The 15,678-nt window shown below is 66.8% G+C and carries 14 protein-coding genes, 1 pseudogene and 2 riboswitches; of the genes and pseudogenes, 6 read left to right on the top strand and 9 right to left on the bottom strand.

Annotated elements, in window-relative coordinates; translation table 11 throughout:
* The 5 genes and pseudogenes from KAY22_RS08375 to KAY22_RS08395 all read right to left on the bottom strand — a co-directional run.
* A pseudogene (locus KAY22_RS08375) lies at positions 1-586 on the bottom strand (aminomethyl-transferring glycine dehydrogenase subunit GcvPB); the annotation flags it as partial.
* Positions 583-1,953 carry an aminomethyl-transferring glycine dehydrogenase subunit GcvPA gene (gcvPA, locus tag KAY22_RS08380; RefSeq protein WP_296622172.1) on the bottom strand — a complete coding sequence of 457 codons (1,371 nt, stop codon included), beginning with the start codon at positions 1,951-1,953 and terminating at the stop codon, positions 583-585. The pseudogene KAY22_RS08375 and the gene gcvPA, both read right to left, overlap by 4 nt.
* A 76-nt stretch (positions 1,954-2,029) precedes the next feature.
* Positions 2,030-2,401, bottom strand: coding sequence for a glycine cleavage system protein GcvH (gene gcvH, locus KAY22_RS08385; RefSeq protein ID WP_296622173.1), 372 nt, complete (start codon positions 2,399-2,401; stop codon positions 2,030-2,032).
* Between the two features lie 4 nt (positions 2,402-2,405).
* Entirely contained in the window at positions 2,406-3,527 is a 1,122-nt protein-coding gene (gene gcvT / locus KAY22_RS08390) for a glycine cleavage system aminomethyltransferase GcvT (protein ID WP_296622176.1), read from the bottom strand.
* A gap of 51 nt (positions 3,528-3,578) precedes the next feature.
* A riboswitch (glycine riboswitch) is annotated at positions 3,579-3,691 on the bottom strand.
* Positions 3,692-3,782, bottom strand: a riboswitch (glycine riboswitch). It abuts the riboswitch before it with no gap.
* A gap of 117 nt (positions 3,783-3,899) precedes the next feature.
* Positions 3,900-4,547, bottom strand: coding sequence for a hypothetical protein (locus KAY22_RS08395; protein WP_296622179.1), 648 nt, complete (start codon positions 4,545-4,547; stop codon positions 3,900-3,902).
* Between the two features lie 196 nt (positions 4,548-4,743).
* On the opposite strand from KAY22_RS08395, the gene ispH reads away from it, so the two are divergent.
* From ispH to rnhA, 3 genes are read left to right on the top strand one after another with little or no spacing between them, the layout of a single operon-like run.
* Positions 4,744-5,694: a 4-hydroxy-3-methylbut-2-enyl diphosphate reductase gene (ispH, locus tag KAY22_RS08400; RefSeq protein ID WP_296622182.1), complete on the top strand. Its 951-nt coding sequence runs from the start codon at positions 4,744-4,746 to the stop codon at positions 5,692-5,694.
* Between the two features lie 13 nt (positions 5,695-5,707).
* Positions 5,708-6,673: a homoserine kinase gene (gene thrB, locus KAY22_RS08405; RefSeq protein WP_296622185.1), complete on the top strand. Its 966-nt coding sequence runs from the start codon at positions 5,708-5,710 to the stop codon at positions 6,671-6,673.
* A gap of 5 nt (positions 6,674-6,678) precedes the next feature.
* Positions 6,679-7,119 carry a ribonuclease HI gene (gene rnhA / locus KAY22_RS08410; RefSeq protein ID WP_296622187.1) on the top strand — a complete coding sequence of 147 codons (441 nt, stop codon included), beginning with the start codon at positions 6,679-6,681 and terminating at the stop codon, positions 7,117-7,119.
* A 26-nt stretch (positions 7,120-7,145) separates the two neighbouring features.
* Here the strand turns inward: rnhA and KAY22_RS08415 are convergent, their stop codons facing one another.
* The 3 genes from KAY22_RS08415 to secA form a co-directional block, all read right to left on the bottom strand.
* Positions 7,146-9,074 carry a PAS domain-containing hybrid sensor histidine kinase/response regulator gene (locus tag KAY22_RS08415; protein WP_296622189.1) on the bottom strand — a complete coding sequence of 643 codons (1,929 nt, stop codon included), beginning with the start codon at positions 9,072-9,074 and terminating at the stop codon, positions 7,146-7,148.
* A gap of 80 nt (positions 9,075-9,154) precedes the next feature.
* The gene (locus KAY22_RS08420) at positions 9,155-9,595 is read right to left on the bottom strand and encodes a YbaN family protein (protein WP_296622190.1); all 441 of its coding nucleotides are present in this window, start codon (positions 9,593-9,595) and stop codon (positions 9,155-9,157) included.
* Between the two features lie 95 nt (positions 9,596-9,690).
* Entirely contained in the window at positions 9,691-12,423 is a 2,733-nt protein-coding gene (gene secA, locus KAY22_RS08425) for a preprotein translocase subunit SecA (RefSeq protein WP_296622192.1), read from the bottom strand.
* Positions 12,424-12,658: 235 nt separating this feature from the next.
* Here secA and argJ point away from each other — a divergent pair, with 235 nt between their 5' ends.
* From argJ to KAY22_RS08440, 3 genes are read left to right on the top strand one after another with little or no spacing between them, the layout of a single operon-like run.
* The gene (gene argJ, locus KAY22_RS08430) at positions 12,659-13,882 is read left to right on the top strand and encodes a bifunctional glutamate N-acetyltransferase/amino-acid acetyltransferase ArgJ (protein ID WP_296622196.1); all 1,224 of its coding nucleotides are present in this window, start codon (positions 12,659-12,661) and stop codon (positions 13,880-13,882) included.
* Between the two features lie 4 nt (positions 13,883-13,886).
* Positions 13,887-14,498, top strand: a complete 612-nt coding sequence (locus tag KAY22_RS08435) for a glutathione S-transferase (RefSeq protein WP_296622197.1) — start codon at positions 13,887-13,889, stop codon at positions 14,496-14,498.
* Positions 14,498-15,292, top strand: coding sequence for an inositol monophosphatase family protein (locus KAY22_RS08440; protein ID WP_296622199.1), 795 nt, complete (start codon positions 14,498-14,500; stop codon positions 15,290-15,292). Before KAY22_RS08435 ends, KAY22_RS08440 begins: the two co-directional genes overlap by 1 nt.
* Positions 15,293-15,331: 39 nt before the next feature.
* Here the strand turns inward: KAY22_RS08440 and trxA are convergent, their stop codons facing one another.
* On the bottom strand, positions 15,332-15,652 hold the full coding sequence (gene trxA, locus KAY22_RS08445) for a thioredoxin TrxA (protein ID WP_296622202.1): 321 nt from the start codon (positions 15,650-15,652) through the stop codon (positions 15,332-15,334).
* Positions 15,653-15,678 lie beyond the last annotated feature (26 nt).

The following is a 15,678-nucleotide window of genomic DNA, read 5'->3' on the forward strand; positions in this document are numbered from 1 at the left end:
CCGATTCGGGGACGAGGATCACCGAGCGGTCGCTGCCCTGCGCGTCATGTGCGGCGCGAATCGCCAGCAGGCCGCACAGCTCGCCATGCGCGCCGGCCTTGGGGCTCATCGCCACCGCATGCATGCCGGTCAGGGTGACGAGCCAGGCCGACAGCTCGTGGATCACCGCGAGCGCGCCCTGCACCGTGTCGACGGGTGCGAGCGGGTGGACGTCGGCGAAGCCGGGCAGGCGGGCCATCTTCTCGTTCAGGCGCGGATTATGCTTCATCGTGCACGAACCGAGCGGGAACAGGCCCAGGTCGATGCCGTAATTCTGGCGGCTGAGGCGGGTATAATGCCGCACCGCCTCGGGCTCGGGCAGGCCGGGCAGGCCGATCGCGCGGTGGCGCTCCAGCCCGGCGAGACGGCTCCTGACCACCGGCGCGTCGGGCAGGTCGACGCCCGAGCGGGCATAGTCGTCGCGCTCGAAGATCAGGGCCTCCTCGAGCATCAGCGCCCGGTTGCCGGTGAAGCTGCGGGGGGCGGCGTCGGTGACGCTGCCGTCGGTTTCCGGGCGGGTCACCCGGCCTTCGCTGTTCATGCTCATGCCGCGATCTCCGCTTCGAGGGCCTGGGCCAGAGTTTCGACATCCTCCTCGCTCGCCGTCTCGGTCACGGCGACGACGAGGCCGCCCGCCAGATCGGGCGCATCGGGATAGAGCCGGCCGAGCGACACGCCGCCGAGAATGCCCTTGTCCGCCAGCGCGCGGACCACGGGGCGGGCCTCGACCGGCAGCCTGAGGGTGAACTCGTTGAAGAAGCTGTCGTTGATCAGCTCGACTCCGGCGATGCGGGACAGCCGGTCGGCCGCTGCGACGGCGCCGGCATGGTTCAGCGCGGCGAGCCTGCGCAGTCCGGTTTCGCCGAGCAGGGTCAGGTGGATCGAGAAAGCGAGCGCGCAGAGGCCCGCATTGGTGCAGATGTTCGACGTCGCCTTTTCGCGGCGGATATGCTGCTCGCGCGTCGACAGCGTGAGGACGAAGCCCCGCTGGCCCTCGGCATCCTGGGTGACGCCCGCGAGGCGGCCGGGCATCTGCCGGACATATTTCTCGTTGCAGGCGAACAGGCCGACATAGGGACCGCCGAAATTGAGCCCGACGCCGAGCGACTGGCCTTCGCCGACGACGATGTCGGCACCCATCTCGCCCGGCGAGCGGATCGCGCCGAGGGCGACCGGCTCGGTCACCACCGCGATCAGCAGCGCGCCCTTTTCGTGGCAGCGCGCGGCAAGCTCGGACAGGTCGGCGACATGGCCGAGGATGTTCGGGTTCTGGACGACCACGCAGCTGGTGTCGCCGTCGATCGCCGCGAGCAGCCGCGCCATGTCGTCACCGGGCGCGCCGGGGGTGAGCGTCGGCAGCGCGGTGTCGAGCTGGTCGCCGGTGAAGCGCGCCATGGTACGCGCCAGCGAGACATAATGCGGGTGGAGGCCGGCCGACAGGATCGCCTTGCCGCGACGGGTGACGCGGCGGGCCATGGTTATCGCTTCCCAGCAGGCGGTCGAGCCGTCGTACATCGAGGCGTTGGCGACATCGCAGCCATAGAGGCGGGTGACCTGCGTCTGGAACTCGAACAGCGCCTGCAGCGTGCCCTGGGCGATTTCGGGCTGATAGGGGGTGTAGCTGGTCAGGAACTCGCCGCGCTGGATCAGGTGATCGACGCTGGCGGGGACATGGTGCCGATAGGCACCGCAGCCAAGGAAGAAGGGCGCGTCGGCCGCGGTCAGATTCTTGCGCGCCAGCCGGCTCATATGCCGTTCCACCGCCAGTTCGGACGCATGCATCGGCAGGCCCGCGATCGGACCGGCCTGATGCGCCTCGGCGGGGACGTCGACGAACAGATCGTCGATCGAGGCGGCGCCGATCGTCGCCAGCATCGCGCTGCGGTCGGCATCAGTCAGGGGAAGATAACGCATCTCTGTCTCCAGGCGCGGGGCCGGTCTTCATCGTCGCGGGACGGCGAAGCGGCCCAAGGGGCCGCTCCGCTATCGGTCAGAGGCCGTCGCAATAGGCCTTGTAGCCCTCGGCGTTCATCAGGCCTTCGAGCTCGGCGGCGTCGGCGAGGGTCAGTTTGAAGAACCAGCCGTCCCCCTCGGGCGCGCTGTTGACGAGCGCGGGATCGCCCTCGAGCGCGCCATTGGCCTCGCTCACCGTACCGGTGACCGGCGCGAACACGTCGGACGCGGCCTTGACCGATTCGACCACGGCGGCCTCGCCGCCCTTCGACACATTGGTGCCGGGTGCAGGCAGTTCGACGAAGACGATGTCGCCCAGCTGCGCCTGGGCATAGTCGGTGATGCCGACGGTGGCGGTGCCGCCCTCGACGGAGATCCACTCATGGTCTTCGGTATAATAGGTCGTCATGGGCTCAGCTCCCTTGGCGGACATAACGGTGTGGGACGAAAGGCATCGGTGCGACGACGGCGTCGAGCCGCTTGCCGCGCACCTCGATCTGCAGCGCGCGATTGGTGTCGGCATGGCCGGCGGCGACATAGCCCATCGCGATCGGCACCTGCAGCGAGGGCGAGAAGCCGCCCGAGGTGATCGTGCCGACCTTCACGTCGCCGTCGAATATTTCGGCGCCCTCGCGGGCCGGCTGGCGGCCGCTCAGGATCAGGCCGATGCGCTTGCGCGGCGCGCCCTCGGCCAGGTGGCGGCAGACGGTGGTGGCACCGGGGAAGCCGCCTTCGAGCCGGCGGCGCTTGGGCACAGCGAATCCCAGGCCAGCCATCGCCGGATCGGTGCCGGTGTCGAGATCATGGCCGTAGAGCGGAAGGCCGGCTTCGAGCCGCAGCGAATCGCGCGCGCCCAGGCCGATCGGCTTCACCTCGGGCTGGGCCGCGAGAAGATGGGCGACCGCCTCGGCGGCCTCGCCGGGTATCGAGATTTCATAGCCGTCCTCGCCGGTATAGCCCGAGCGGCTGATCCACACCGGCGCGCCCGCCAGAGTGAAGGCGCCGCCCGACATGAAGGTCAGCAGTTCGACGCCGGGGCAGACCCGCGACAGCACGTCGACCGCCTTCGGCCCCTGCAGCGCCAGCAGCGCATGTTCGTCGAGATGGTTGAGGACGAGTTCCTCGGGCAGGGTTTCGTGCAGATGTGCGATGTCGTCAGCCTTCATCGCGCCGTTGACGACGAGGTAGAAATCGCCCGCACGACGGGTGACCATCAGGTCGTCGAGTATGCCGCCCTGCTCGTCGAGCAGCAGCGAATAGCGCATCCGGTCGGTGCCGAGATTGACGAAATCGCCCGGCATGACCGCCTCGAGCGCCACGTCGACTCCGTCGCCGCCGACCAGCAACTGGCCCATATGCGACACGTCGAACAGCCCGGCGGACTCGCGCGTCCACAGATGCTCGGCGATGATGCCCTCATATTGGATCGGCATCGAATAGCCCGCGAAGGGAACCATCCGGGCGCCGCGATCGCGATGCCAGCCGTCGAGCGGCAGGGTCTGGATGATGTCGGCGATGTCGTCTTCGTCGTTCACTCTATTCTCCGTGACGGTCAATGACGGCCGGACGCACCGCGCCCGCCGGTCATTGCCCCCTCTGTCACGGAACCTGAGAGCTTTCGCCGAACCTGCGACGGTCCGGCTTACCCCTTCGGTGGGATGGCGCGGTATCCCGCCCATCCGCTTTCCAGAGTGTCGATCCTTGCCACGCGGTCCGGTGACCTGAGAGATTCCGGGGCGGTTGCTCCTTCGGCGGCCGGGACGGACCCGGCACTCTCCCGCATGGCCAGCACCGGTTGCCCGGCGACGACTTGGCTGCCTTGGCGCGGGGCCCGGCCTAAGTCAACGCCGGAATGAGGCCCGATGCGAATGGCTGTGGAGAAGGCGCGCGGGGGTCGCGCGCGCCGGTCAACGCGCGGCGTTGTAGGCGAGCTGGCTCTCGCTGAGCTGGAAGCCGACCAGCAGCTCGAAATTGGCCTGATTCACCGCTTCGCGCACGCTCGGCTCGTTCATCGGATCGAGCGCGGCATCGGCGTCGCCCGCCTTGCGCTTGCGGTTGATCTTTTCGAGTACTTCGGGCGGCAGCGTGGCCGCCGCGCGGTTCACCACGGCGGTAGCGGAGGCATGGGCCGCCCCGCGCAGCTGCCCTGCCGGGAACTCGATCGTCACCGTGCCGAGCTGCTTGGCCTGGATCTCGGTGCCGGCACGCAGAACCGTGGCGAAATAGGGCAGGGTCACGGTGCGCGCGGCGCCGGCATTGGCGCGGCGGGCGAAGACGTCGAAATCGACCCGCAGCTGGACCTGGGTCGCGCCGCGACTGTCGGTGCAGGCGGATTTCAGATTGGCGATGGCGGCGGTCACGTCGATCGCCTCGACGCGGCGCTCGGCCGGCGGATCGAACAGCGTGATGTCACCGGTATAGGTCGGGATGGCGGCCGCCGGGCAGGGCGAGCGCGCGATCTTGAAGCCGCCGCGCTCGTCGAATTCGGTGTCCGTCTTGCAGGCTGCGAGCGTCAGTGCGGCGAGGAGGATCGCGGAGGTCTTGGGGAATCGCACGGAGCAGGCATCCTTCACTTCGTCGGCCGTGGCGGATCGGGGGGCACCGCCCGGTCGCGCATCCATAGAGCCAGTTCGGCGCAGGGGGAAGCGCTTTGCAAATCGTCCTGCTCCTCCTGTCGTCCGCCACAGGCTTTTGGGCGGACGGCATCGAAGCGGCTTCCGCCCCGCCGCGCAATCGCCTATGCGCGGAGGCATGAACGCATCGCCGCTGCCGCCGCTGAACCTGTTGATCGCCGCGCCGCGCGGCTTCTGTGCGGGGGTCGATCGGGCGATCCGCATCGTCGAGCTGACGATCGAGAAGTTCGGCCCGCCGGTCTATGTCCGCCACGAGATCGTCCACAACAAATATGTCGTCGACGACCTGAAGGCCAAAGGTGCGATCTTCGTCGAGGAACTGGACGAAGTGCCGGATGGCGTGCCGGTGGTGTTCTCGGCCCATGGCGTGCCCAAGGCGGTGCCCGCCAAGGCGGTCGAGCGCGGTCTCAACTTCCTCGACGCAACCTGCCCGCTGGTGTCCAAGGTGCACCGCCAGGCCGAACGTCTGGTGAAGGGCGGGCAGCATATCCTCTTCATCGGCCATCGCGGCCATCCCGAAGTCATCGGGACCTTCGGGCAGGTGCCCGAGGGCGCAATCACGCTGATCGAGACGGTGGACGATGCCGAGACGATCGCGGTGCCCGACGGCGTGCCGCTGGCCTTTCTGAGCCAGACGACCTTGTCGGTCGACGATACGGCCGAGATCATCGCCGCCGTGCGCCGCCGCTTCCCGGAGATCGTGGCCCCCGACAGCGAGGACATCTGCTACGCCACGTCGAACCGGCAGGGTGCGGTGAAGGCGATCGCCGAGCGCTGTGACGCGATGCTGGTGATCGGGGCGCCCAACAGTTCCAATTCGCTTCGCCTCGTCGAGGTGGCCGAGCGTAGCGGCGTCAAGGCCCGGCTCATCCAGCGGGCCAGCGAGATCGACTTCGCCTGGCTGGAAGGCGTCGCCACGCTGGGCATCACCGCCGGGGCGTCCGCGCCCGAAATACTCGTCCGTGAGGTCGTCGACCTGCTCGGCACGCGCTTCGCGGTCAGCGAGACGGAAGCGGCGACCGTGACCGAGAACATGCTGTTCAAGCTGCCGCGCGCCCTCGTGGCCTGAAGGAACATCGACGATGGCCGTGTACACGCAGGTCTCGACCGAGGCGATGAGCGACTTCCTGCGCCGTTATGACGTCGGGACGCTGCTCTCGGCCAAGGGGATCGCCGAAGGCGTCGAGAACAGCAACTATCTGGTCGAGACGACCGGCGGGCGCTTCATCCTCACCCTCTACGAAAAGCGCGTCGACGCAGCTGATCTGCCGTTCTTCTGCGCGCTGACCGATCATCTGGCGTCGAAGGGGCTAAACATCCCCCGGATGCTCAGCGACCGGCGTGGCGAGCAGCTGCAGACGCTGGCCGGACGGCCCGCCTGCCTGATCGAGTTCCTGCAGGGCGTGTCCGTCACCCATCCGACGCCGACCCAGGCGTTCGCAGCGGGTGGTGCGCTCGGCGACATGCATCGGGCCCTTGCCGATTTCAGGCTCGGCCGTCCCAACAGCCTGGACATTGCCGGGTGGCGCGCTCTGGCCGAACGCTGTGGCGCGGATCTCGATCGCATCTCTCCGGGACTCCGCGCGCGGGTCATGGGCGAGCTGGAATGGCTGGAGGCCAACTGGCCGCGCCATCTGGCGATGTCGGTGATCCATGCCGACCTGTTCCCGGACAATGTGTTGATGCTCGGCGACGAGGTCAGCGGCGTGATCGACTTCTATTTCGCCTGCACCGACATCCGGGCCTGGGACGTCGCCGTGACCCACAGCGCCTGGTGCTTCGAAAATGACGGCACCGGCTATCATGCCGATCTCGGCCGCTCGCTGATCGCGGGCTATGATCGCCGCTTCGGCCTGTCGACCGAAGAGCGGCTCGCCTTCCCGATCCTCGCGCGGGGATCATGCCTGCGCTTCCTGCTGACCCGTGCCTGGGACTGGCTCAATACGCCGGCCGATGCGCTGGTCACGCGGAAGGATCCGCTCGCCTTCCAGCGCCGGCTGGACTTCTATGCCGAGGTCGATCCCGAAACGCTGCTGGCGTCGGCCTGACCGCGATGGACGAGCTTCCTTATGTCGAGATCGCCACCGACGGCGCGTGCAAGGGCAATCCCGGACCCGGCGGCTGGGGTGCGGTGCTGCGCTTCGGCGGGCGTGAGAAGGAATTGTCGGGCGCGGAAAATCCGTCGACCAACAACCGGATGGAGCTGACCGCGGCGATCAAGGCGCTGCAGGCGCTCAACCGCCCCTGCCGGATCAAGCTGTCGACCGACAGCCGCTATGTCATGGATGGTCTCACCAAATGGATCCATGGCTGGCGCCGCAATGGCTGGAAGACCGCCGACAAGAAACCCGTCAAGAATGCAGAGCTCTGGCAGGAGCTTCTCGCCGCCTCGGCGCAGCACAGGATCGACTGGGTCTGGGTCAAGGGCCATGCCGGCCACCCCGACAATGAGCGCGCCGACAAGCTGGCAAGCGACGCAGCGCTCGGCCTCTGACTCCATCGCCGACCGGGTCGAAGGCCTTATCGGCCGGTCGTCCCCGGCGATCCCATCTCCCGCTCCAGAACGACGGCAAGCCCTTTGGCCTGGTCGAACAGTTCGGCGACCACCGCAGGCTGGCATTCGCGTCGGCCGCACTGCCGGACGATAGCCGCCAGCAGGCGAGACAGGCTGAAGGTCCCGAAACAGTCGAGCATCGTCCGCAACGCATCGGCCTCGGCCGCCGCGATCTCCCACGCCTGTGCGCGGATGGCGGCGGCGATCCTGCGCGGGCGGTCGGCGAGATCGGCGAGCAAGGTGCGCATGAGCAGCGCCGCCTCCTCATAGCCGGCCTGTTCGACCAGCAGGTTGAGCCGCTCGCGGTCGAACCGGTCGCCTTCGGACGTTGCGGCTGCCGGTCGGGCGCGGCGCATCGTCCCGATCATTTCGAGCAGCTGGCTGGAGACGATCGGCTTGGGCAGGAAGCTGTCGATGCCCGCGTCGAAATAGATGCGGCGGCGCTCGGGTGCCGAATCGGCGCTGATCGCGAGGATCGGCACATTCGCCGCAGGGGGGTCGAGCGCACGGACGGCACGGGTCGCCTCGAGCCCGTCGAGCACGGGCATCTGCATGTCCATCAGAACGAGATCGAAGGGCTGGGTAGCGATGGCGGACAGCGCCTTGCGCCCGTCCTCGACCGCGACCACGTCATGGCCCTCGCGGGTGAGCAGGCCCGCCATCAGACGGCGGTTGATCGGATTATCCTCGGCCAGCAGGATACGCATCGGGCCGGTCGTCTCATGCTCGGGCGACAGCTGGAGGACGCCGTCACTGCGCCGGAAGGGGAGTTCGATCGAGAAGGTCGTTCCCTTGCCCGGCTCGCTCGACACTGCGATCGAACCGCCCATGGCTTCGGCGAGTTGCTGGCTGATCGCCAGCCCCAGTCCGCTGCGGCCGTGCAGGCGAAGGCGCGCCGCGTCGACATGCTCGCCGCGCGTGAAGATGCGGCCCAATATCTCCTGGTCGATCCCCTGTCCGCTGTCGCGGACGATGACCATCCACCAGTCGCTGTCGTCATCGGACCGGGTCGGCGACAGTGCGACCGAAACGATGCCCGATTCGGTATATTTGACGGCGTTGCCGAGGAGGTTCGACAAGATCTGCTGCAGCCGCGCGGGATCGCCGCGCACCGCGACCGGCTCACCGTCCAGGCCATGGCCCTGAAGTGTCAGGCCCTTGGCGGCAGCGGCCCCGGAGAACAGGTCAGCGGTGGTACGAACCAGCGCCCGCAGGTCGAAATTGATGCTCTCGATGACCACCCGGCCGGCATCGACGCGCGTAAAATCGAGCATCTCGTCGATCACGCCCAGCACGCCGTCCGCTGTCTGCGCCAATGTGGTGATCTGCGTCGTCCGCTGCGCTTCGCTCGTGCTGAGCCGAAGACTGTCGAGCGACGTCATGAGGGACTGGATCGGTTCGCGGACTTCGCGACGCAGCAACTCGAGCATTTCCGCCTTGCTGCGCTCGGCCGCGCGCACCTGATCGCGCGTGGCGATCAAGGCCCGCTCGGTTTCCACCTCCTGGGTGACGTCGCGCATGATCCCGATCATCTCGGTGCCCTGGTCCACGCGACCGGCAACCTGGACGTGGATTGTCCGGCCGTCGGGGCGGATCCAGCGGAAGCGAAAGGGGGTGACGACGCCGGAGGCGGCCGATTCCTGCATCGCCAGCATGACGCGCTGCACATCGTCGGGATGATAATGGCTGCGGAGGATGTCGACGGTGGGAGGCGTATCGGGGTCGAGCCCCAGGATGCGGTAGATCTCGGGAGACCAGAGGAACAGGTTGCGCGAGGCGTCGGACCGCCAATGGCCTGCCCCCGCCAGGGACTCGGCGATGGTCAGCAGATGAATGGCCTCTGCTACGGTCTCCGGCGGAATTGGCCTTGCTCCCTGGGGCCCCCTTGCCCGCAACCCTAATAGATAGGGATGAAGGATAAGGGAAAGGTAGGATTGCAAACTTTCGTTAATTCTTGAGCGGCTTGCCCCCGTACTCAGCCATTGGGACGGGTCGCGACATAGGCGGCGCAGACGAGCAGCGAAACCGCGACGGCGAGAGCGGCCCAAAGTGGCGGTGCGACCGTCAGAAGCATGACGACGAAGCCACCCGCCATGCTGACGATTGCCACGATCTTCGCCTTGAGCGGGATGGCACGGTTTTCGCGCCAGCGCCGGATCGGGTCGCCGAACCAGCGGTGATCGAGAAGCCAGCGTTCGAAACGCGGGCTGGAATGGCTGAAGCAGGCGGCGGCCAGGATCAGGAAGATCGTCGTCGGCATGACCGGGAGCATCGCGCCGATGAAACCCAGCGCGACCATCACCCAGCCCAGCAGGAACCAGGCCCATCGTTTCACGGGCCCGCGCTTCACCGACCCGTGTAGGGGCAGGCCGTCCTCGCGATCGCCGGGGTGTCGCACCGGATCAGACATGGACATGCGGCATGACCATGATCCTCAACCGCCTCCTGATGGACGACCGGTCGATCATCGGAAGGGCGCCGCGCCTTTTCAAGGACGCGGCACGCTTTCGATCAGAGCGCGCCGTGGCAGTGCTTGTACTTCAGCCCCGACCCGCAGGGGCAGGGCGAATTGCGGCTGAGCGTCGCGGCCACGTCGGCCGGGATCTGGAAGTCGTCGCCCGCCAGCGCCGACAGCGCCTGTGGCAGGCGCGTGGTGACGAAGCCGCCACCGGTCCCGGCATCGATGTCGCGCGTATCGTCCTCACCGGTCAGCGGGTCGATATGGCTGGTGATGAAATCCGGCATCGGCGGCAGCTCGGGCGGCGCCATTTCGAAGCGGGCCAGCGCCAGGATGCGGGTCACTTCCTCGCGGATCTCGACCAGCATGCGTTCGAACAACGCAAAGGCTTCCTGCTTATACTCGTTGATCGGCGTCTTCTGCGCATAGGCGCGCAGGTGGATGACCTGACGCAGCGCGTCGAGCGTCGCCAGATGCTCTTTCCAGTGGTGGTCGAGCGTCTGGAGCAGCACATTCTTCTCGAGGCTGTGCCAATGCTCCTCGCCGATCGCGTCCTTCTTGGCCTGGATCACGGCCTCGGCCTCGGCCTGGACCTTTTCAAGCAGGATTTCGGGGTCGATGCCGTCCTGGGCGACCCACTCGTCGATCGGCGGCGCGATGCCCAGCGTGCCGGAGACCCGCTCCTTGAGCGTTTCGACGTCCCACTGTTCGGGATAGCTGTTCGGCGGGCAACATTCGCCGACGATCCCGTTGGCGGTTTCAACGCGCATGTCGGTAACGACGTCGTCGACCGTGTCGGCATCCATGATGTCCGCGCGCTGGTCGTAGATCACCTTGCGCTGGTCGTTCATCACGTCATCATATTCGACGACCTGCTTGCGGATGTCGTAGTTGCGCGCCTCGACCTTCTTCTGCGCGGTCTCGATCGCCTTGGAAATCCACGGGCTGACGATCGCCTCGCCGTCGCTCAGATTCTTGTTCATCATCCGCGCGAACATGGTCTGCGGACCGAAGATGCGCAGCAGATCGTCGTCGAGCGACAAATAGAAGCGGCTCAGACCCGGATCGCCCTGGCGGCCCGAACGGCCCCGCAGCTGGTTGTCGATGCGCCGGCTCTCGTGGCGCTCGGTGCCGAGCACGAAAAGGCCGCCGGCGGCCAGGACCTTGGCTTTCTCGGCTGCGATTTCGCCTCGGATGCGCTCGGCGGTGCTGTCATATTCGGGCGTGCCCTCGACCAGCTCGGGATGCTCGTCGCGCATGCGGAATTCGAGGTTGCCGCCCAGCTGGATGTCGGTGCCGCGACCGGCCATGTTGGTGGCGATGGTTACGGCGCCGAAGCGGCCGGCCTGCGCCACGATCGGCGCTTCCTGCTCGTGGTAGCGCGCGTTCAGCACATTGTGCGGTACGCCCTCGCGGGTGAGAAACTCCGAAAGCAGCTCGGACTTCTCGATCGACACGGTGCCGACCAGCACCGGCTGCCCATGTTCCTTCGCCTCGCGGATCGCCTTGGTGATCGCAGCGAACTTGTCCTGCTGGTTCTTGTAGAATTCGTCGTCCTGGTCGATCCGCTGGACCGGCAGGTTGGTCGGGATCGTGACGACGTTCATCTTGTAGATCTGATAGAATTCATGGGCTTCGGTCGCAGCCGTGCCCGTCATTCCGCCGATCTTGGGGTACATGCGGAAATAATTCTGGAAGGTGATCGAGGCGAGCGTCTGGTTCTCGGGCTTGATCTCGACGCCTTCCTTGGCCTCGACCGCCTGGTGCAGACCGTCGGACCAGCGACGCCCGTCCATCATGCGGCCGGTGAATTCGTCGATGATGACGACCTCGCCGTCCTTGACGATGTAATCGATATCCGCGCGGAAGGCGACGTTGGCGCGCAATGCCTGGTTCAGATGGTGGACCACCTGCGTGTTCTCGAACGCGTAGAGATTGCCGCCTTCGAGCAGGCCGGCGGTCTCGAGCAGGCGCTCGATCCGCTCGGTTCCGTCCTCGGTCAGGACGACCGAGCGCTGCTTCTCGTCGAACTCGTAATCCTCGGGGGTGACCTGCTTAACGATCGCGTCGACCGCGAGGTAGAGCTCGGTCTTGTCCTCGGTCGGGCCCGAGATGATCAGCGGGGTGCGCGCTTCGTCGATCAGGACCGAATCGACCTCGTCGACGACCGCATAGTTGAACGGCCGGTGGACCATCAGGCTCCGGTCGTACTTCATGTTGTCGCGCAGATAGTCGAAGCCGAACTCGTTGTTCGTCCCGTAGGTGATGTCGCACGCATAGGCGTCGCGACGCTCGGGATCGCTCAGATTGGGGACGATCACGCCGACGGTCAGGCCCAGGAATCGATAGACCCGGCCCATCCATTCTGCGTCGCGGCTGGCAAGATAGTCGTTGACCGTGACGACGTGGACGCCCTTGCCGGGCAGCGCATTGAGATAGGTAGCGAGGGTCGCGACCAGCGTCTTGCCTTCGCCGGTCCGCATCTCGGCGATTTCGCCGCGATGGAGCACGATGCCGCCGATCATCTGTACGTCATAATGGCGCTGGCCCAGCACGCGGTGGGCCGCCTCGCGCACCGTGGCGAAGGCCTCCGGCAGCAGTGAGTCGAGCGTCTCGCCGGCATCGAGCCGCTGACGGAACTTGACGGTCTGCGCCGCCAGCTCCTCGTCGCTCATGGCCTGGAGGGTGGGTTCGAACGTCGCGATGCGCTGCACGATCGGGCGCAGCGACTTCACATAGCGGTCGTTCGACGACCCGAAGATAGCTTTGGCGAGGCCGCCGAACATGGGCATTCCTTGATACAGGGACATGCGCCCGGCCATGGGACCGGCGCACAAATGATCAGGGTGCAGATAGGTTCCGTTCCCTGATACGTCAATTCGCAGGCCCAACGGCGCTCGGCGAAACTCGTTCCGCCCGGCGATTGATAAATCCGTCTGCTGCGGGGCGAATCCTATGGCGGGATATTTGAAACGCCACGGGCCCCCCCTATAGCGCGCACGACCCAGATGGAGTTGCGCCATGGACCGTTCCCCGCTCGCCCCCGCCGCCTTCCCGGATCTGCCGCCCGTTACGGGCGTCCGCGTCGCCGTGGCGCGCGCCGGATATAAGGCCTGGGACCGCGCCGACCTGACCTTTGCCCTATTCGATGAGGGCACCGCCGTGGCGGGCGTGACCACGCAGAGCAAATGCCCTTCGCCCGAAGTCGAATGGTGTCGCGCCGCGCTGCCGCTTGGCCGCGCCCGCGCGCTCGTCGTCAACGCCGGCAATTCCAATGCCTTCACCGGAAATCGCGGCCGGGCTGCGGTCGAAGCGATCACCGCACGCGTCGCGGGTGCGCTGGGCTGCCAGCCATCCGACGTGTTCGTGGCCTCGACCGGGGTGATAGGCGTGCCGTTGCCGATCGACAAGGCGGAGGCCGGGATCGACGCGGTGCTGCAGGCACCCGAGGCTGGCTGGGAAGAGGCCGCCGCGACGATCATGACGACCGACACCTTCGCCAAGGGCGCGCGCGCCTCGGCGATCGTCGGTGGGACGCGGGTCGAGCTGGTCGGCATCATCAAGGGGTCGGGGATGATCGCCCCCGATATGGCGACGATGCTTGGTTTCATCTTCACCGATGCCGCGATCGAGCCGGCGCTGCTTCAGGCGATGCTCGACCGCGCCAATCGGCGCAGCTTTTCCTGCATCACCGTCGATGGCGACACCTCGACCAGCGACACGGTACTCGCCTTTGCGACGGGCCGGGCGGGCAACGCCCCTCTGTCGTCGATGGACGATGCCGGAGCCGACGCCTTCGAGGCGGCGCTGGCCGAGCTTTGCCTCGATCTTGCGCAGCAGGTCGTCCGCGACGGCGAAGGCGCGTCGAAGTTCATCGAGATTCGCGTCGAGGGCGCGGTCGACGACGACAGCGCCCACCGCATCGGTATGTCGATCGCCAATTCTCCGCTGGTGAAGACCGCCATCGCCGGCGAGGATGCCAATTGGGGACGCGTCGTGATGGCGGTCGGCAAGGCCGGCGAGCCGGCCGAGCGCGACAAATTGTCGATCCGCTTCGGCGCGACCCAGGTCGCGACCGGCGGCCTCGCTGTCGAAGGCTATGACGAGGCCCCCGTCGCTGCGCATCTGCGCGGGCAGGAGATCGAGATCGGGGTCGACATCGGCCTCGGCAATGGCCGGGCGACGGTGTGGACCTGCGATCTGACGCACGGCTATATCTCGATCAACGCCGACTATCGGAGCTGAGGCCATGACGATGATCCTCTGGGGCCGGCTCAACTCGCACAATGTGAAGAAGGTCGCCTGGCTCGCGATCGAGGCGGGGATCGCGCATGAGCGGCGCGACATCGGCGGCGCCTTCGGCTTCACCGACGCCTATCTGGCGCTCAACCCCAACCGCCTGATCCCCACGATCGAGGATGACGGCTTCGTGCTGTGGGAATCGAACGCGATCCTGCGCTACCTCGCCGCGCGCTATGTGCCCGCCTTGTGGCCGGCCGATCCACAGGCCCGGGCGCTTGGTGACCGCTGGATGGACTGGCAGTTCACCTTCGCCGATGCGCAGCGCGACGCCTTCCTGAATCTGGTTCGGCGACCGCCGGCCGAGCGCGACCAGGCAGCGATCGAGCGTTCGGCGGTGGCGACCGGACGTCTGATGGCGATCGTCGACGAGGAACTGGCACGGCGGCCCTGGCTGTCGGGCGAGGATTTCGGCATCGGCGACATTCCGATGGGCGTTTACGCGCACACCTGGTTCAGTCTGCCGATCGAACGGCCCGATCGCCCGCATGTCGCAGCCTGGTATGAACGGCTGAAGGCGCGCCCCGGTTATGCCGAAACCGTCATGATTCCGCTGACCTGATGCACGCGCTGTACGAACCCGTTCTGGGCCTGATGCGCACCGTCGCGCAGGACATCATGATGCCACGCTTCCGCAGCCTGACGGCCGACCAGTTCGCGGAAAAGACGCCGGGCGACTATGTCACGATCGTCGACCGCGAGTCCGAGGCCTTTCTGGGCGAGGCGCTGGCGCGGCTGCTGCCCGAGGCGCGTATCGTGGGTGAGGAGGCCGCCGCGCTCGATCCGGGGGTGGTCGACCGGATCGGCGAAGGGGTCGCCTGGATCATCGATCCGCTCGACGGCACCAACAATTTCACCGAGGGCCGCAGTCCCTTCGCGATCATGATCGGCCTCACGGTCGACGGCGCGCGAGAAGCGGGCTGGATTCTCGATCCCGTCAGCGGCCGCATCTGCCATGCCGCGCGGCGTAGCGGCTGCTACATCGATGGCGAGAAGGTGGTTTCGCGTCGGTCGGACGGGGGTTTGCCGAAAGCGGCGATCGCCACCTATTTCATGCCTGCGGAACGTCAGGCAGAAGTGCGCCGTCGCGCCGAGGGCCGGCTGGAGATCGTCGACATCCCGCGTTGCGCGGGCGAGCAATATCCGCGGCTGATCCTCGGGCAAAACGACATCGCGCTCTATGAGCGGACGCATCCTTGGGACCATGCGGCGGGGGCGTTGATGCTGGAGGAAGCGGGCGGCCGGATCGCGCGGAACGATGGCGCCGAGTATCGGCTCGATGTTCCCGGAAAGGGAGCGATTGCCGCGAGCACGCCCGAGCTGTGGGATCTCGCAAAGGCCGTGCTGTTCGACTGAAGAGCGACGGGCTTGCGCCCGCCGCCGCTCAGCAACGGATCAGAGTTCGCCTTCGAGCCAGCCCTTGAGCGCGCTCTTCGGTGCGGCGCCGACCTTGGTCGCGGCCGGCTGGCCGTTCTTGAACAGGATCATCGTCGGGATGCCGCGCACGCCATACTGGCTGGGTGCATCGGGATTCTCGTCGATGTTGATCTTGGCGATGGTGACCTTGTCGGCCAGCTCGTCCGCGATCTCCTCGAGAGCGGGGCCGATCATCTTGCACGGGCCGCACCACTCCGCCCAGAAATCGACGAGCACCGGCTTGTCGGCCTTGAGCACGTCGCTCTGGAACGAGGAATCGCTGATCGCTTTGGTAGGCATCGGGGGGAAAACTCCTTGTTTCTTCG

The organism is Rhizorhabdus sp. (assembly GCF_018006725.1).
In the GTDB taxonomy this organism is placed as follows: Bacteria; Pseudomonadota; Alphaproteobacteria; order Sphingomonadales; family Sphingomonadaceae; genus Rhizorhabdus.